This is a genomic window from Corynebacterium sp. HMSC064E08 (genome assembly GCF_001811805.1).
Lineage (GTDB): Bacteria > Actinomycetota > Actinomycetes > Mycobacteriales > Mycobacteriaceae > Corynebacterium > Corynebacterium jeikeium_D.
In genome coordinates this window covers 111968-128970 of the sequence record NZ_KV806702.1, presented here as the reverse complement: position 1 = coordinate 128970, position 17003 = coordinate 111968, and the positions used below count along the sequence as shown (strand labels likewise).

Genomic DNA, 17003 nt, shown 5'->3' with positions numbered 1-17003 from the left:
AATCCGAACTACCCGCTACAATCAAAGGCCATGACTGACTCGACTCCACAGCTAAAAATTGCGACGCAGCGATTTCGCCCACAGAAGACGCATCTGTTCATCGTTGCGTTCATGCTCGTGCTGTGTGTAATTGCCACCGGTTTTGCCCCGTGGCTGGCCATTACCTTCCTGGCACCGTTGATTTATACGCTTTGGATTTTCCGAGTACGCACCACCGTAGGGCCACGCGGCATCACTGCGGTGTACCTATTGTCCAAGCGCCGTTCGGTGCCCTGGGGCGATTTTGCGGGCATCTTCTTCAACAAGGGCGGCCGCGCCTTTGCGGTAACCAAGTCAGATGAGCGCATCGCCCTGCCGGCCATCTCTTTTAATTCGCTGCCGGAGTTGAAGGAAGCCACTGGCGGTCTGATTCCAGATCCGATCGCTTCGGCTCGTATGGCGGAAAATGACAAGGTCGAGGTTTTCGACCGCGATGGCCACTCCGTAATGAAGAAGGTCAGTGAGGTTGAGGCTGATGCCAAGGCTAAAGGTGACGCCTCTGCCGAGTAACATATAAGCAGTCCACAAAGCCCCTAAATCTCATTATGCGGACACCAGTGACCACGAAATGAGACATTAGGGGCTTTTTGTGATTAATATGGATAATTAATTACCTTGCACCCTATCTAGGAAGGGCAGCCCCCATGATTCCCCTTCGCTCTAAAGTCACCACTGCCGGCCGTAATGCTGCAGGTGCGCGTTCGCTATGGCGCGCAACTGGCATGACCGATAACGACTTCGGCAAGCCGATTATCGCAATTGCCAACTCTTACACTCAGTTCGTTCCCGGTCACGTGCACCTGAAGGACGTTGGCGACATCGTCGCAGAAGCTGTAACCGCAGCCGGTGGCGTCCCCCGTGAGTTCAACACCATTGCTGTCGACGACGGAATTGCGATGGGCCACGACGGCATGCTCTACTCGCTGCCGTCCCGTGAGATTATTGCTGACTCTGTCGAGTACATGGTCAACGCTCACACCGCTGACGCATTGGTCTGTATTTCCAACTGTGACAAGATCACGCCGGGCATGCTCAATGCGGCTCTGCGTCTGAATATCCCGGTGGTCTTCGTTTCCGGCGGGCCGATGGAATCGGGATCGTCGATTGTTATCGATGGCGTCGTCAAGCCCGGCTCTGACCTCGTCTCGGCTATTTCTGCATCCGCGAACGACAAGGTCGATGACAAGAACCTGCTCGACATCGAGCGCTCGGCATGCCCGACCTGCGGATCGTGCTCGGGCATGTTCACTGCAAACTCGATGAACTGCCTGACCGAGGCCCTCGGCCTGTCCCTGCCGGGTAACGGTTCTACCCTGGCAACTCAGCAGGCGCGTCGCGATTTGTTCACGCGCGCCGGTGAACTGATTGTGGACCTGGCGAAGAGCTACTACCACGATGGTGACGAGTCCGTGCTGCCGCGCAACATCGCCAACCGCGACGCGTTTGTCAACGCAATGACGCTCGACGTTGCCATGGGCGGTTCCACCAACACGGTGCTGCATATTCTCGCTGCCGCCCAGGAGGGCGAGATCGACTTCGACCTCTCCGACATCGACGCGATTTCCCGCCGCGTGCCTTGTCTGTCCAAGGTGGCACCGAACTCGGACTACTACATGGAGGACGTCCACCGCGCCGGTGGTATTCCAGCCATCCTCGGCGAACTGCGCCGCGCGGGCCTGCTGCAAATGAATGTCCGCTCCGTTCACTCCCCATCTCTGGAGGAGCACCTGGACAACTGGGATATCCGCGGCGGCAAGGCCACTGACGAAGCGATTGAACTGTTCCACGCAGCCCCTGGCGGCGTGCGCACCACCGAGCCGTTCTCCACATCCAACCGCTGGGAGAGCCTGGATACGGACTCCGAAAATGGCTGCATCCGCGACTTCGACCACGCCTACACGAAGGAAGGCGGTCTGTGTGTCCTGCGCGGCAACATCGCCGAGGACGGCGCTATCCTGAAGACCGCCGGTATCGGCGAGGATCAGTTCCACTTCGAGGGCACCGCTCGCGTCGTAGAAAGCCAGGAAGAGGCTGTCTCGGTCATCTTGAACCGCACCTTGCAGCCGGGCGAAGTTCTCTTTGTCATCTACGAGGGTCCTTCCGGCGGCCCGGGCATGCAGGAGATGCTGCACCCGACCGCATTCATCAAGGGCGCTGGCCTGGGTAAGGTCTGTGCACTGGTCACCGATGGTCGCTTCTCCGGGGGTTCCTCCGGACTGTCTATCGGCCACGTTTCCCCGGAGGCCGCTGCCGGCGGCGCAATCGGTCTCGTCCGCAACGGCGACCCGGTGTACATCGATGTCGCTGAACGACGCCTTGAGATTCAGGTGTCCGACGAGGAGCTGGCCGCTCGTCGCGATGAGGAGCTCAAGCGCGATAAGCCATTTACTCCGCACAAGCCGCGTCCGCGCAAGGTCTCCAAGGCGCTGCGCGCATACGCCAAGATGGCGTCCAGTGCGGATAAGGGCGCGATCCGCATTGTCGACTAGCTAGATCAAACCCGTTTAAAGGCCTGTGCTTACCGCACGGGCCTTTGGCGTTTCTAGAGTGGCTTTGCGCCCAGTCTTCTGCGTGGGCTTCACCAAATCCCGGTACTCGACGTCGGCAATCCCCTCAGCGACGTCCTCGGTGTGTGCATATTTGCCGCCCTCGGTAATGGCCGCCATTACATATCCGGGGCCAAAAACAACGGAAGAGTGCCACGAACGCCGGTTGGACCAGCCCATTTTCGCGCCTTCAGAGCCGGGCAGCCCGGCAAGACCAAAATTCTGTCGATAGCCATCGGCAGCAATCGGCGACCAGTGTCGCATCGCCTCGAGCACCTCAGAATTAGGATGCTTCAGACGAAGCTGGGAAATAAAAGACACCACATCTTCCGCGGTGGTCCTCGATACTCCCCACTTTTCTCCGCCGGAAGTGTTGAACAGGCCGTACTCGGTCGCAATGGAATCGACCGATTCCGGGTACTTCCGGTAAAAGTCGGCGGCCAAATCGTCGTCGGAACGCGAAATCATCTTTTCGACGCGCTCGGCATCGTCGGCAGTGCCGTGTTCGAGCACATACTGACCGATATACAACTTAATCAGGGATAGCGCCGGCAGCGGGCGTTGCGATGCCTGGCTGCTGTACCCCACGCCCACCGGCTCGTAGCTCACCGCCATTTGCGTGCGCGGGTCAGTCTCAATCAACCCTTCGGCGTTGAGGTTCATGCGCGGCAGACTCACCTCATGAGTCGGCCAGGCGCTTGCCGACGAGACGGAGGCTGCAACCTCATTGTGCTCGCCGGCAGCGGCTGTCGAAGGTGAGTGAATCGACGTTGTAGCGCCTATCGAAGACATGAAAAAGACCACCGCGAGGGTGGTCTTTAGTACGTGTCTCGACTTTGGCATAGGGGGCATTGTACCCCGGCCCTAACGGAGAACCTAGTTTAGGTCGCTCGACTGTTTGTGCAGCTGCGAGCCGCCTTAGCCAACAAACGGCAGCGTGCCGGTCGTCAGCCACCACAGGCCAATTGCTGCGGCGATGGACAGAATTCCGAAGATCCACGACGATGCCAGTGGTCGACGAGCCCAGCCGCGTCCGAAATCGATGCCGATACGGCCCGGGCCGGTGAACTGCAAGCCAAGCGCCATGGCGGTCATCAACAGCTGTAGTTGGAGGTTACTGGAGTCCTGGCCAACGATATTCACACCATTGGCAGAGGTAGCCACATCAAACATGCTGAGGTAGGCGGACAATGCCAGCGCCAACGCCGCGGCCAGCGGTGTCGCGAGACCCAAGATAAGCAGGGCACCCGCGATAAGCTGAACCGTTGGGATGGCAGTGGCCATTACAGGGCCGAGGGCAAAGTTGTTCTGGCTAAACTGTGTCTCCAGCGCAGTGGTGCCACCGGAGTTGCCCCAGCCGAGCAGCGTTGTCAGACCATGGACCAGCAGTAGCGCACCCAATCCAAGACGCAGCAGCAGGAGGCCGAAGTCAGTGGTACCGCGACGGAACTCCGGTTCGTTGTCGTCGTAGAAGTCCGTGTCTTCATCGTCGTCAGCAGCGGCGGTAGTCGTAGCAGCAGTTGCCCCGGCGGCTCCTACGCCTGCTCCTGCAACACCAGCGGCGCCAGCTGCACCAGCGGTATCGCGGGACGCAGCCGGTTCAGCGAAATCCGATTCATCGAAATACTGAGTCTCAGCTGCGGAATTGCGTGAAGAGTCATAGGTCGGCTCCGCCTCATCGTCGAATGCTGGCTGTGCTTCCGACTTATTTGCAGTAGCTCCCGCTGCGGACGCTCCTGCCGCTTCAGAAGCCGAGAAGGCTTGCGTCGGCTGGCTGAAATCCTCGTCTGAATCAACGCGCTCACTACGAGCCGGCTGCTCAAAGATTTCGGTTGCCTCCGACTCCGGGGCCACCTCCGACTCTTTATCAGCCGCGGGCGCTGACTCAGTTTCAGCCTGTTCATCCCGCGGCGAAGGCTTACCGGCAGGGCTAATCACCTGAGGTGCCGTGCGGCCTGCAGCGGCGTAGGCGTCGTAGCGCTTCTTCGGCTCATCCTGAACTTCAGGCTCCGGTTCCGAGCTCGGCTCAACCTCTGTCTCTGCCACTGTCTCTGATGCAGCGGTAGGTTCCGGAGTCAGGTTTTCTTGGTCTGCCTCCGACTCCTCCGCTACGCGCTTTTCCGGCACACCCGGAAAAACCTGCGTTGCGGTGTTGTCGCTGTCATCACGGTTGGTTTCTTCGTTCATTGGCTCAGCGAGCTTGCGGTAGGTCGGGACGTCGAGATCGTCATCGAATCCGTCCTCCACATTCTCGAGGGCGCGGTCGTTCGGGTACTTCTCTGAGTCGCTCACATCGTCCACATTAAATCTACTGCCTCACTTTTGGTCGCAGGCGTGGCCGTGAAACGAGGCTGTATTGTGTATGCCTATGGGATTCCACCTCGTCCACACCAGCAGTGCACAGGCTCGCGCTCGCGGGCGGCGTCGTCGTGCTGCGCTCGCCGCTGGTGTCATCGGGATGGTCTCTCTTTCCGGCTGCATGAGTGCCTCGAACGCGCTTGAGTTGCCGTTTACGGAAGACAAGTCAGAGCCGACGGGCATTGCCATGCCGAAGTTTTCCTCCCCTGATTTGCCCTCTACCCCGGTCCCAACCACGGAAAGCAAAGCCAAAGACAAAGGTCCCTGCGACCTCGACGATGTCACTCTCGCGGCCTGCCTACCGCTTACCACCGCGCTAGCCTCAACCGGCCCTGGGGAGGCTCTCGTCGCCACCGACGACGGTGCACTCACCGTTGTCGCACCGGGTAAGACACCGCGTGAGGTCGCACGGCTCGGCGCCCCTGCAAAACAACTGCTGCCCAGTCCCTCGGTTGAAGAGGACCGTCAGGTCTTTGTTTTGCGTAACGACGACACCATTGCGCGCGTCACCCTCGTGGAGGGCAGCACCGCTGATGTGCGCGAACTTCCGGACCTCAGCGAGCCCGGCATTCTCGGAATCTATTTTGACCGAACTTCGGACACCCTGTCCCCGCGCAAATTGCTCGTGGGAGATCCAGGCATTGAGTTTCAGCAGTTCTGCCATGGTCCGGACGGAATGCCGCCGTTGGCAACCGCCATTCTCGACGGCACCCCACAGCTGGTTCAGCTCACCGGCCCTGTGATTAACCCCCTCGGCGGTGTGGACCTGAACGATTCCATCGGTGGATGCGCAGTGATGGGTGACCGCGTGGTCATTGCCATCCCAGACGCGCAGAAGGTCATCTCCATGCCGGTGGGTCCGAAGTCAAGTGGGCCCGACGCGGCGTGGGAGGTCAAGGGTTCCCCTGAAGTGCTTGTCGACGGCGACTTCGGCCACATCTCGTATGTAGCGGCTGTCGCAGCGAATCAGGGTATTGAAGTTTGGGGTGCCACGACCAACAAAACCGCCGGGGCACAACCGTCGGAGTCCGACGAACGCGTCGTCAGACTGCCGAGCGATGGTGCCGCCGGCGGTTCCCCGGATTAGCTTTCAGGGAGGCTAGCTCAGCTTCTTCGCAATCAGCTGGTTAACCTGAGCCGGGTCCGCCTTGCCACGGGTGGCCTTCATGACCTGCCCCACGATGGCACCGACAACCTTCTTGTTGCCAGCTCGGTACTTCTCCACGATGTCCGGATTAGCAGCCAGTGCATCGTCGACGGCCTTCTCAATAGCACCGTCGTCGCGAACGACCTCCAGGCCACGGGCAGCAACGACCTCATCAACATCGCCCTCGCCTGCGAGCACGCCGTCGACGGCTTTACGGGCCAGCTTGTTGGTAAGCTTGCCCTCTTCAATCAGAGCAATCACGCGGGCGACCTGTGCCGGAGTAATTGTGAGCTCAGCCAGCTCCACGCCTGCCTCGTTGGCCTTCTGAGCGAGGTAAGCGACCCACCAGGAACGAGCCTCAGCCGGGCCGGCACCAGCCTCAACGGTGTCGACAATCAGGTCGAGTGCGCCGGCGTTAACCAGGTCGCGCATTTCCTCGTCCTTCAGACCCCACTCTTCCTGGATGCGAGCGCGGCGAACCCACGGCAGCTCCGGCAGAGTTGCGCGGATTTCCTCCACCCACTCACGCGGAGCGATAACCGGTGGCAAATCCGGGTCGTTGAAGTAGCGGTAGTCCGACTGCGACTCCTTCGGGCGGCCCTTAGAAGTCGTACCGTCGGTCTCCTGGTAGTGGCGGGTTTCCTGAACGATCTCCTCGCCATTGGTAATCGCAGCAGCCTGGCGCTGCATCTCGTAGCGAACAGCCTGTTCAACCGACTTCAGGGAGTTGATGTTCTTAGTCTCGGTACGAGTACCGAACTCCTCCTGGCCAATTGGGCGCAGGGAAACGTTGGAGTCCACACGCATCGAGCCCTGGTCCATGCGGGCATCGGAGACACCGAGGGACTTCACCAGGTCACGCAGTGCAGAAACGTACGCACGAGCAACCTCTGGGGCTCGCTCCCCTGCACCGAGAATCGGCTTAGTCACAATCTCAATCAGCGGAATACCTGCGCGGTTGCAGTCCACCAGCGAACGCGTGGCGCCGTGAATACGACCATCGGCACCGCCCAGGTGCGTCAGCTTGCCGGTGTCTTCTTCCATGTGAGCGCGCTCGATTTCGACACGGAACTCCGTGCCGTCGTCAAGCTGAACGTCAAGATATCCGTCGTAGGCGATTGGCTCGTCGTACTGCGAAATCTGGTAGTTCTTCGGCTGGTCCGGGTAGAAGTAATTCTTGCGCGCGAAGCGGGAGGACTCAGCAATCTCGCAGTTCAGCGCCAAGCCAATCTTGATGGCCCACTCAACGCCCTGACGGTTAACCACGGGCAGCGCGCCCGGCAAGCCGAGGCTGCAGGGATCGACGTTGCTATTCGGCTCGGCACCAAAGTGCGCCGAGGAGGAGGAGAACATCTTGGTATTCGTCGAGAGCTCGACGTGAACCTCCATGCCCATTACCGGGTCAAAACGTTCGAGGACCTCATCAAAGTCCATCAAGTCATCAGCGTATGCAGCGGTCATGTTTGTAGAGTCTACTAGCGATGGCCCCGCGTGCGTGCCCTAGGGTATAAGTCGTGCCCGGAGTTAACGAACACCCACCGATTCCACCGACGTCAGCACGCGATACGCCAACGTTCCGCGATGCCGCTGACCGCCACCGCGCAGGCGCTACTTTCGACGACGAACTGCAGGAAAGCGCCGACGGCGCCTCGGGATACCACCGCGTGCGCCCCGGATATCCTCCAACCGTCATCGAAGCGCTTACCCGCCTTGCACCGCGCCCACAGGTAGTCGCCGATATCGGCGCCGGCACTGGAAAGCTCACCGCCTCGCTTGCCGACGTCTACCGCGATGCCACCCTGCTGGCACTCGATCCCTCCACCGCGATGCGGCAAGCACTGATGCACAATGTGCCAGCGGCGGAATGCCTGGAAGGTACTGCGGAGCGCACGAGACTGGTCTCCGACAGCGTCGATGTAGCAACATGTGCACAGACCTGGCACTGGGTGGACCCGACAGCTGCAAGTAGAGAATTTGCGCGGGTTTTACGCACCGATGGTGTGGCTATGTTGGTGTGGAACACCTTGGATGTCTCCGTACCGTGGGTGCATCGGCTCAGCCGCATCATGCACGCCGGTGACGTGTTGCGGCCCGGCTTCTACCCTGAAGTTGGTCCGGAGTTGGAGTTAGTCGATGAGGTACGTCTGGCGTGGGAGCAGACACTGACCATCGAGGACATCGTGTTGCTGGCACGGACCCGTTCCTATTGGCTTCGTTCCAAGCCCGCCACACGCGCCAAGGTGGAGGCGAACTTGCACTGGTATCTCCACGAGCACTTGGGGCACACATACGAAGAAGGCATCGCCCTTCCCTACCGGTGCGATGCCTTCTATTTTCGAGCTGCCTAGTCGCGCAAACTAGTCACGGTGACTACTTTTCCTTCTTTGGCTGCGGCTTTGCCACACGCTTAATTGCTTTCTTAGTCTGTCCGGCCAGCTTCTTCGGCGCAGTGGCTGTGGTCTCGCCTGGGAAGGAGTTCTTCGCAGTCTCGCGAGGATTGTCCGCGTCAGAGGCCTCTTCAATTTCGGAGAGCTTCTCCAGCCGCTCATTGTCCTTTTCTACGATGCGCTCGGCGTCATCCTCAGTGAAGTCCACGTTATCGTCGCTGACCAATTCCTCGACGATGTCATCGCGAACGCTTTCCTGAAGGTCGACGTTGGAAATGTTGGAGTTAGCCAAAGCTCGATCGAGCTTCTTCTGATCCGCGGTGGTGAACTTTTTGTTCGGATGCATCTTCCGGCGAGCGAGCTTGCGGATACGGCCGCGGCGCTTCGACTCCTCCATCAGCTTGTTACGTCCAGTCAAGTACGCACCACACAGAACAACGATGAGAGCAATACCGACGTATCCAAGGGCCGGGTAGATGGAGCCGACCAAAGCCTTGAACCCGAAGAAACTCAGGCCAAAACCAATCAGCACGGTCACGATAAACACCAAGCGGAAGCGGTGCGGAGTATTGCGCGTCAGGCGGCGGCCCAGCGCGTAGAACATGCCAATGGCCGTGTTGAAAATCATGGCGTAGATGATGATCGCCATCACGGTACCCAGGACCGGGTGGATTTCATTGACGATTGCCAGAGTCGGCATATCCTCATGGCCAACGTCCTTGACCTTGAAGAAGAGGGCAAAGGTCACCAGGGTCAGCAGACCTGCGTAGATGCTGCCGCCCATGAGACCACCGATGCCAGCTTCGCGCGGGTTCAGGTAGCTACCGCCGATGACGATGGACATTGACACGGCCACCATCACGCAGAAACCAACATAGTTCAGGGCAGAAATAGACCAGTGCGGCAGCGATGTCGACAGTTCATTGGTGTACTGCGCAGCCTCCGACATCGACGTGTCGGTGGTGAACAGAGTGTAGATACCGGCACCAAGCAAGAACACGATGATGAACGGAGTGATCATGCCAATCACGCGGCTGACCTTGTCGGCATCCAGCATGCCGACACCCAATGTCAGGGCAACCATGATGACGGCACCAATCCACACCTCAAGTCCGAACTGCTGGTTCAAGTTCGCACCGGCACCGGCGAACATGACGAAGCCGGTACAGAACAGCGTGATCATCACGGCGATATCCAAAATCTTCGAAACCCAATTGCGGGTGATTACGTCGAAGACCTCGGAGTGTTCGTCAGCCTGCAAATAGCTGGCAATTGACAGTACCGCCAGACCACTGGCAATCATCACGACGGAGGCAAGTATCACACCCCACAGTCCGTTGGTGCCGAATGCCACGAAGTACTGCATCATTTCCTGGCCGGAGGCAAATCCGGCACCGACAGTTAGGCCGACAAAGGCCATTGCAATTGTTGTGGCTCTTTTCCACATAGCGAGAAAATCCTAAATATGCTTCTATTTTTCAAAAAACTGGAACCTTATAAAACATACTGCCCGGGCTGGTGATTGAAACACCAACCCGGGCAGTACGCCTATTTTGTTATGAAGATGTTCCTAAATGTTTAGCAAAGCGTGCTTAACCGACGCGTTTAACCAAACAGCGCAGCAGCTGCGCGGTAACGCCCCTCAGGTACAACCTTTAGCTCGGAGACCGCATCATCGATGTCGATACGCTGAATGTCCTCGCCGTGGAGAGCAACAATCTTGCCGAAATCGCCCTCGTGGACCGCACGGGTCGCGTGGATACCGTAGCGGGTAGCCAGTACGCGGTCGTACGCAGTAGGCGTACCGCCACGCTGAATGTGGCCCAGTACCGTGGTGCGCACGTCGTACCCGGTGCGCTTCTTAATCTCCGCACCGATAACCTGACCGATGCCGTTGAAGGTTTGGTGGCCGAACTGGTCGACACCGCCCTCTTCGTAATCCATGGTGCCCGGCTTCGGGGTGGCGCCCTCAGCGACGACGATAATGCCGTACTTCTCACCCATCTGGAAACGGCGCTCCATCGACTTCACAATCTCGTTAATGTCGAATGCCTTTTCCGGAATGACAATGTGGTGAGCACCGCCGGCCATACCCGCATGCAAAGCAATCCAGCCCACGTGGCGGCCCATGACCTCAACGATCATGACGCGCTGGTGGGACTCTGCGGTGGTGTGCAGACGGTCAACCGCGTCGGTGGCAACGGCCACAGCTGTGTCGAAACCGAAGGTGTAGTCCGTACCGTTGACATCATTATCAATGGTCTTCGGAACACCGACGACCGGCACCCCATTGTCCGAAAGCCACTTGCCGGCCTTCAGCGTGCCTTCGCCACCGATTGGAATCAGGGCATCGATGCCCGCATCAGAGAGATTCTCCTTGATGCGGTCGAGGTTGGACATGAGAATGTCCGGGTGCACACGGCCGGTGCCCAGCATCGTGCCGCCACGCAGCAGCATGCGGTCAATCCGCTCGTCGTCGTAAAGCTGAACCCTACGGTCTTCCATAAGACCAATCCAACCGTCCTCAAAGCCGACAACGGTTGAGCCGTACTCACTCGAGCTGGTACGGACAATTGCACGGATAACGGCATTCAGACCGGGACAATCTCCACCGGAGGTAAGGGTCGCAATTCGCATGATGCCCACCTTAGTCGCGTTAGTCAGATCGTGCTTGACAGCCTTGGTCAAAACTACTTCTGCAGGTACTCTTGCCCCGGCAGCTCGGATGGCAGCTCCATCTTCGTCGTCACCTCCGACGCCGGCAGAAGACCATATTCTTCGAGTGCCTTGCGCACGTACTCGGCGGCATCGATATTCAGCGGAGACTCCGTCCACAATGCAATCGGCAGGTTAATAAAGCGATTTTCCTTGACCGCCTCTAGATCCTTCGTTGCCGGATTCGTGCGCAAAACCTTGATCTTCTCTTCGAAGGTCTGACCTGGGTAGTCCACCAGCGCAATGAAGTCGGGTTCCGTTTCCGCGACATGTTCCCAGGACATCGTGGTCCAGGTGTCCTTAATAGACTCGGCTGCATTCGTCGCGCCGGCCTTTTCCAGGATGCCCTGCGGTGCGCCAAAGGAACCCGAGGTAAACGGTGCGTCGCCGGCAGAGTCAAAGAGGAAGCCCACCGGCTTCTTGTCGCCCTTCGGCGCGGCATCCAGGGCTTGCAGACGGTTATCAATATCTGCAATAACCTTGTCGCCCTCACCGTCGTGTCCGGTCAAAGTAGCGATGTTCTTCAAATCGATTTTGACAGCTTCCCACGGGTCCACCAGACCACGAGTGTGCCCCGGGTCGCCACTGCCTTCCTTGCCCGCCGAGGCTGCGTCACCAGTGCGGCAAGATTCCGTCAGGGTGTAGGCACCGATACCGTGCTCGGAAAGCGATTCCGGGGTAATACCCTTATCCTCGCTAAATCCATAGCCCCAGCCCGCCAGCATCAGATCCGGCTCGGCCGCAATAACCTGCTCCAGATTCGGGTATTCCTTCGCAACTTCTGGCTTCTGCGCAATTTCATCGCCGTAAGCTGCGGTCAACACCGGCAGGTGCGAGGCCATAGAGCTCACTGCAGTGATCTCATCCGCGGCCCCCACAGCTAGTGCCAGCGAGGCGATATTACCGTCGTTGATGAGCAGCTTTTTAGCTACACCCGGGTAGCTGACTTCTTCACCGCAGTTGGTGAGGGTAAGGCCTGACGACGAAGCCTGCGTTCCCTCATCAGAGCCACAGGCGGCGGCTCCGAATACCAGTGCAGCCACTGCGATACCAGCTGCTGAGGCACGCAGGGGACGTCGGAAAGCATGTGCGTTATTCAAGGAAGTACTCCTAGTTGATGGTGGCAGCATCCAACTCGCTATCGATTGCGAGATGACGGCGGCCAGAGGGGGAATTGAGCTGACAGGATTCAACCTGAAAGATTTTGGCGACGAAGTCGCGGGTCAGCACGTCTACGGGGATGCCGTCGGCCGCGATACCGCCGTCCGCGACCACGATGACGCGGTCGAAGTGGTTCATCACCAGGTCCAAGTCGTGGATGGCGGCAATGACACACGCTCCGCTGGAGCGGGCCAGCCGGAGGACGGATTGTTGATGGCGCACGTCGAGGTGGTTGGTGGGCTCGTCGAGAAGCATAATCGGCGAGTCCTGGGCGATGGCGCGCGCCAAACATACGCGACGACGTTGCCCGCCCGAGAGCTGCCCACACAGGCGTTGCGCGACTGTTTCCAGACCTATGAGCGCCAGCGCACGGTCGACGTGGGAGTTGTCCTCGGCAGTGTTGCCACCCAAAAGGCGCTGGTAGGGCAACCGACTGAGGGAGACAAAGTCGCGCACTCGCATTTCGGCGGGTGGGACCTCGTTTTGTGCGACGAAAGCGAGATCACGAGCGCGGTGCTTCGAGCTGATTGAACTCATCGATGTGCCGTTAATCTCGACCTCGCCCGCGGCCGGTTTCGTAATTCCGCCGAGCACACGCAACAACGTGGATTTGCCCGCGCCGTTAACACCGATGATGGCGGTCATGGGCTCCGCGCCGAAGCTGAGGTTGACTCCGCTGACGATGGTGCGTCCGGCGATGTCACAGCGCACATCTTTCGCGGAGAGGACAGATTTTTGTGGGGCGCTCATTTACTCGGCACCTCCGTAGCTGTAGTGTGAGCGGCTCATGAGGTAGAGGAAGAGCGGTGCGCCAACCAGTCCCGTGACCACGCCCAGCGGCATTTCCTGGCTTCCGCCCACTACGCGCGCGATGATGTCCACCCAGATGAGAAACAGCCCACCCATGAGTGCAGCAACCGGTAGGACAACGCGGTGCGTGGCACCTACCAAGATGCGGGTCAAGTGCGGAATCACCAGGCCGACAAACCCGATACCGCCCGATACCGCCACGAGCGTGCCGACGAGGACAGCCTGGAGCACAAATACCTGCGTGCGTAGCCGAGAAACGTCAATACCTACGGCCGCTGCGGTGCTCTCACCAGTTGCCAGCGCATCGAGATGACGGGCCTTGAACAGGAAAAACAACAGTACTGCGATGAGGACGATGAGCGGGAAGAGTGTCTTCACCCATGTCGCACCGGCAACCGAGCCCAGCATCCAAAACATCACAGACTGCGCGGCCCTCGGGTCTGGCCCAGCGAAGACCATGAAGCTACTCAGCGCGGAAAACGCAGCGGAGAGCACAACGCCAGAGAGCACCAAACGCAGCGGGGTTAGTCCTCCCCCGGCCGTAGCGAAGGTGCCGACTGCGAGGGTGGCCATGACTGCACCGAGGAGTGCGCCGAATGTCAGCGGCGCGATGGGGCTACCGGAGAAAGCACCAAAGATGATCACCGCGGTCGCACCGGCGCCGGCACCCGCGGAAATACCTAGCAGATACGGGTCTGCCAACGGGTTACGGACCAATGTCTGCATAGCCACACCGGAGACAGCTAGCCCCGCCCCTACAATCGCTGCGAGAATTCCCCGGGGAGCGCGGAGATTCCAGATGATGGTGTCCGAACTGGCGGGCACAGACTCATCGAGCTCAGTGCCGAAGAGGTGATGCGAAATGACCTGTGTCGTGGTGGACCAGGTGATATCCGCCGAGCCGAAGACCACCGCAGCGACCAGACTGACGGCAATGGCTATGACAATGACCAGCCCATAAATCCACGGCATAAACCGCGGCGGGCTTTTAATTCTGACTCTCTTCATGTTTGCGTTCCTGCGCATGTATGAAATTTCCCCCGGCACGACAACAACCGCCGCTCTCCCACTTCGGTGAGAAAACGACGGTTGAAGAAAACCGACTAACGCTTATTGAGCGCTTTTATGCAATCGGGCCACGAACCTTTTCGTAGGCCGCGCCGACCTTGTACAGACGATCATCACCGTGGCGCGGAGCCATAATCTGCAGGCCCACCGGCAGGCCGGTGTCTTCAGCCAGGCCCGACGGCACGGACATGCCACACATGCCAGCCAGGTTGAGCGGCAGAGTACACAGGTCGAACATGTACATGCTCAGCGGGTCGTCAACCTTCTCGCCCAGCTTGAACGCAGTGGTCGGAGTGGTCGGCGAGATCAGGACATCCACCTGTTCGAAGGCCCGCTCGAAGTCCTGCTGAATCAAGGTACGGACACGCTGTGCCTGGATGTAGTAGGCGTCGTAGTAGCCGACCGATAGCGCGTAGGTACCGATGATGATGCGTCGCTTAACCTCATCGCCGAAACCAGCGGCACGGGTCATAGCCATGACCTCATCGGCGGAGTGCGTACCGTCATCACCAACACGCTGGCCGTAACGCATGCCGTCGAAACGAGCCAGGTTGGAGCTGACCTCACACGGCAGAATCAGGTAGTACGCGCTCAGTGCGTGGTCGAAGTTCGGGCAATCGACCTCGACAACCTCCGCGCCAGCTTCCTTAAGCTTGTCGACGGCCTCGTGGAAGCTGTCCAGTACACCGGCCTGGTACCCCTCGGTGCGGTCAAACTGCTTGACGATGCCGACCTTAACCCCCGTGAGGTCACCGGTAGCACCTTCCTTGGCAGCAGCAACCACATCGGCAATCGGCTGCTCCGTGGAAGTCGAGTCGTTCTCGTCGTGGCCAGCAATGATTTCGTGCAACAGCGCGGTGTCCAGAACGGTACGCGCGGTCGGGCCACCCTGGTCCAACGAGGAGGCACAAGCGACCAGGCCGTAGCGGGATACCGTGCCATAGGTCGGCTTCACACCGACCGTTGCGGTCAGAGCTGCTGGCTGACGAATCGAGCCACCGGTGTCAGTACCGATAGCCAGCGGAGCCATACCGGAGGCCAGCGCCGCGGAAGAGCCACCACCGGAACCGCCTGCGGTGCGCTCAACATCCCACGGGTTGTGAGTCGGGCCGTAAGCGGAGTTCTCAGTCGACGAGCCCATCGCGAACTCATCCATGTTGGTCTTACCCAGGATTGGGATGCCAGCTGCACGCAACTTGGCAGTAACCGTTGCGTCGTAAGGGCTCATGTAGCCCTCGAGCATCTTGGAAGCGCAGGTGGTCGGCGCATCGGTGGTAGTGAAGACATCCTTCAGCGCCAGCGGAACACCGGCCAGTGCGGAGGCCGGCTCCTCGCCAGCATCCAGCGACTCATCGACCTTGCGAGCTGCAGCCAGGGCCTCTTCGGCACCGACGTGCAGGAATGCGTGAATGTCCTCATCAATTGCCGCGATACGGTCGAGGAACGCCTGGGTGACCTCTACCGAGGTCAGCTCACGAGCGTGAATCTTCTGTGCGAGCTCAAAAGCGCTCAGCCCCAGAATCGGGTCCTCAGCAACAGCGGCATGCAGGTTCGGGTTAGCTGCAGTCATTTCTTCCACGTACTCCTACTCGCCGAGAATCTGGGGAACTTCGAAGCGCTGGCGGTCCTGCGACGGCGCCTGGTCCAGCGCCTGCTCCGCAGTCAGCGTCGGCTTGACGACGTCCTCGCGCATCACACCGGACAGCGAAGAGGGGTGACTCATCGGTTCAACATCATCCGTAGCCACCTTTTGAACGGCCTGGACGTGGTTAATAATGCCGTCGATCTGACCGGCGAACTCGTCGAGTTCCGCGTCAGTCAGAGCCAGACGGGACAATCGCGCTAGGTGGGCGACCTCATCGCGTGAGATAGCTGGCACGCTAGTACCCCTTTCATTTCTTCGTACGAAGCTAGTGCACAGAAGTTTAGTTGAAACTGATTTTGAACCGCGCGAGCGGGCTGTACTTGCCAACAGTAGTCGTTGTCGCCAAGCAGTTGTCCGCAGGGTCTTACATTTCAAAGGTTTACCCTGTAGCCTAAATCACTACTTCTATAGTTACACCGCAACAATCACTATCAATTATTCGAAAGGTTGTGCACACAGCCATGAGTTACCTCCTTCGCATCCAGCTTCCCGACGAACCAGGCGCACTTGGCTACGTCGCGGCTGCCCTGGGCGAAGTAGAAGGTGATATTCGCAGTGTCGATGTCGTAGATTACGGCGCTAATGGCGTTGTTGTTGACGACATCGTGGTCGACCTGCCCATGGGCCTGCTACCGGACACACTGATTACAGCGGCTCAGTCCATTAGCGGAGTGGAAGTCGATTCAATTAGGCCTTTCTCCGGCTCGGTTGACCGCCGCGGACAGATTGCACTGCTGGCCAAGTTCTCACAGCACACGAAGAACTTGGATCGTGCCCTCGGAGATGTCGTCGACGGCCTGCCTCAGACTATGACTGCCGGCTGGGCTATCGTCCTCGGCGAACAGAGCGATGGCCGCTGGGTACGTCGTGCTTCCTCTACCGCTGCTCCAGAGGATAACGGCCGGACTCTGCCGGAAGCCCCAATTGACTCGCCGCGAAACCTCGATCCGGACGAAGAAACGTGGCTGCCGGAGGACTGGACAGTTATGGACTCCTCCATTGCCGCCACTCCGATGGGCAAGGGCCTCGTTCTCGTTATTGGCCGGCCCGGCGGGCCGGACTTCCTACCAAGTGAGGTCGAGCACTTGGGCCGGATTGGCACGATTGTCGGCGCGATCATCGACTAG

The 17003-nt window shown here is 59.2% G+C and carries 15 protein-coding genes; 5 read left to right on the top strand and 10 right to left on the bottom strand.

The window, feature by feature from the left end; genetic code table 11:
* Positions 1-30 precede the first annotated feature (30 nt).
* Positions 31-549 carry a PH domain-containing protein gene (locus HMPREF2820_RS09140; RefSeq protein WP_070603758.1) on the top strand — a complete coding sequence of 173 codons (519 nt, stop codon included), beginning with the start codon at positions 31-33 and terminating at the stop codon, positions 547-549.
* A 134-nt stretch (positions 550-683) separates the two neighbouring features.
* Positions 684-2528: a dihydroxy-acid dehydratase gene (gene ilvD / locus HMPREF2820_RS09135; RefSeq protein ID WP_070429318.1), complete on the top strand. Its 1845-nt coding sequence runs from the start codon at positions 684-686 to the stop codon at positions 2526-2528.
* Positions 2529-2543: 15 nt separating this feature from the next.
* Here the strand turns inward: ilvD and HMPREF2820_RS09130 are convergent, their stop codons facing one another.
* Together HMPREF2820_RS09130 and HMPREF2820_RS09125 are read right to left on the bottom strand one after the other, a co-directional pair.
* Positions 2544-3428: a hypothetical protein gene (locus HMPREF2820_RS09130; protein ID WP_241482424.1), complete on the bottom strand. Its 885-nt coding sequence runs from the start codon at positions 3426-3428 to the stop codon at positions 2544-2546.
* Between the two features lie 75 nt (positions 3429-3503).
* A complete protein-coding gene (locus HMPREF2820_RS09125) occupies positions 3504-4877 on the bottom strand; it encodes a DoxX family membrane protein (protein ID WP_224784010.1) in 1374 nt (457 codons plus the stop codon).
* Positions 4878-4953: 76 nt separating this feature from the next.
* Here HMPREF2820_RS09125 and HMPREF2820_RS09120 point away from each other — a divergent pair, with 76 nt between their 5' ends.
* Complete coding sequence (locus tag HMPREF2820_RS09120) at positions 4954-6030, top strand: glucose dehydrogenase (protein WP_224433177.1); 1077 nt, start codon at positions 4954-4956, stop codon at positions 6028-6030.
* Between the two features lie 12 nt (positions 6031-6042).
* Here the strand turns inward: HMPREF2820_RS09120 and gatB are convergent, their stop codons facing one another.
* Complete coding sequence (gene gatB / locus HMPREF2820_RS09115; protein WP_070603756.1) at positions 6043-7551, bottom strand: Asp-tRNA(Asn)/Glu-tRNA(Gln) amidotransferase subunit GatB; 1509 nt, start codon at positions 7549-7551, stop codon at positions 6043-6045.
* 53 nt (positions 7552-7604) lie between these two features.
* Here gatB and HMPREF2820_RS09110 point away from each other — a divergent pair, with 53 nt between their 5' ends.
* Positions 7605-8438, top strand: a complete 834-nt coding sequence (locus HMPREF2820_RS09110) for a class I SAM-dependent methyltransferase (RefSeq protein ID WP_070603754.1) — start codon at positions 7605-7607, stop codon at positions 8436-8438.
* 22 nt (positions 8439-8460) lie between these two features.
* Here HMPREF2820_RS09110 and HMPREF2820_RS09105 read toward each other — a convergent pair whose 3' ends face one another.
* The 7 genes from HMPREF2820_RS09105 to gatC form a co-directional block, all read right to left on the bottom strand.
* Positions 8461-9897 (bottom strand): YkvI family membrane protein, encoded by a 1437-nt coding sequence (locus HMPREF2820_RS09105; protein ID WP_246822254.1) that lies wholly within the window; start codon positions 9895-9897, stop codon positions 8461-8463.
* Between the two features lie 185 nt (positions 9898-10082).
* Entirely contained in the window at positions 10083-11114 is a 1032-nt protein-coding gene (locus HMPREF2820_RS09100; protein WP_070603847.1) for an ATP-dependent 6-phosphofructokinase, read from the bottom strand.
* Between the two features lie 53 nt (positions 11115-11167).
* Positions 11168-12292 carry an ABC transporter substrate-binding protein gene (locus HMPREF2820_RS09095; RefSeq protein WP_070603750.1) on the bottom strand — a complete coding sequence of 375 codons (1125 nt, stop codon included), beginning with the start codon at positions 12290-12292 and terminating at the stop codon, positions 11168-11170.
* 10 nt (positions 12293-12302) lie between these two features.
* A complete protein-coding gene (locus HMPREF2820_RS09090) occupies positions 12303-13103 on the bottom strand; it encodes an ABC transporter ATP-binding protein (protein ID WP_070603749.1) in 801 nt (266 codons plus the stop codon).
* Positions 13104-14171, bottom strand: coding sequence for a FecCD family ABC transporter permease (locus HMPREF2820_RS09085; RefSeq protein ID WP_083308471.1), 1068 nt, complete (start codon positions 14169-14171; stop codon positions 13104-13106).
* A gap of 115 nt (positions 14172-14286) precedes the next feature.
* Positions 14287-15801, bottom strand: a complete 1515-nt coding sequence (gene gatA / locus HMPREF2820_RS09080) for an Asp-tRNA(Asn)/Glu-tRNA(Gln) amidotransferase subunit GatA (RefSeq protein ID WP_016422480.1) — start codon at positions 15799-15801, stop codon at positions 14287-14289.
* A gap of 15 nt (positions 15802-15816) precedes the next feature.
* Positions 15817-16110 (bottom strand): Asp-tRNA(Asn)/Glu-tRNA(Gln) amidotransferase subunit GatC, encoded by a 294-nt coding sequence (gene gatC, locus HMPREF2820_RS09075; RefSeq protein WP_070603746.1) that lies wholly within the window; start codon positions 16108-16110, stop codon positions 15817-15819.
* Between the two features lie 227 nt (positions 16111-16337).
* On the opposite strand from gatC, the gene HMPREF2820_RS09070 reads away from it, so the two are divergent.
* Positions 16338-17003, top strand: coding sequence for an ACT domain-containing protein (locus tag HMPREF2820_RS09070; protein ID WP_048735304.1), 666 nt, complete (start codon positions 16338-16340; stop codon positions 17001-17003).

Bases quoted from the DNA above. Each gene is read 5' to 3' on its own strand.
- HMPREF2820_RS09100 (WP_070603847.1), bottom strand. From the start codon at position 11,114: ATGCGAATTGCGACCCTTACCTCCGGTGGAGATTGTCCCGGTCTGAAT.
- HMPREF2820_RS09130 (WP_241482424.1), bottom strand. From the start codon at position 3,428: ATGCCAAAGTCGAGACACGTACTAAAGACCACCCTCGCGGTGGTCTTT.
- HMPREF2820_RS09105 (WP_246822254.1), bottom strand. From the start codon at position 9,897: ATGGCCTTTGTCGGCCTAACTGTCGGTGCCGGATTTGCCTCCGGCCAG.
- HMPREF2820_RS09140 (WP_070603758.1), top strand. From the start codon at position 31: ATGACTGACTCGACTCCACAGCTAAAAATTGCGACGCAGCGATTTCGC.
- gatA (WP_016422480.1), bottom strand. From the start codon at position 15,801: ATGACTGCAGCTAACCCGAACCTGCATGCCGCTGTTGCTGAGGACCCG.
- gatB (WP_070603756.1), bottom strand. From the start codon at position 7,551: ATGACCGCTGCATACGCTGATGACTTGATGGACTTTGATGAGGTCCTC.
- HMPREF2820_RS09070 (WP_048735304.1), top strand. From the start codon at position 16,338: ATGAGTTACCTCCTTCGCATCCAGCTTCCCGACGAACCAGGCGCACTT.
- ilvD (WP_070429318.1), top strand. From the start codon at position 684: ATGATTCCCCTTCGCTCTAAAGTCACCACTGCCGGCCGTAATGCTGCA.
- HMPREF2820_RS09120 (WP_224433177.1), top strand. From the start codon at position 4,954: ATGGGATTCCACCTCGTCCACACCAGCAGTGCACAGGCTCGCGCTCGC.
- HMPREF2820_RS09085 (WP_083308471.1), bottom strand. From the start codon at position 14,171: ATGAAGAGAGTCAGAATTAAAAGCCCGCCGCGGTTTATGCCGTGGATT.
- HMPREF2820_RS09090 (WP_070603749.1), bottom strand. From the start codon at position 13,103: ATGAGCGCCCCACAAAAATCTGTCCTCTCCGCGAAAGATGTGCGCTGT.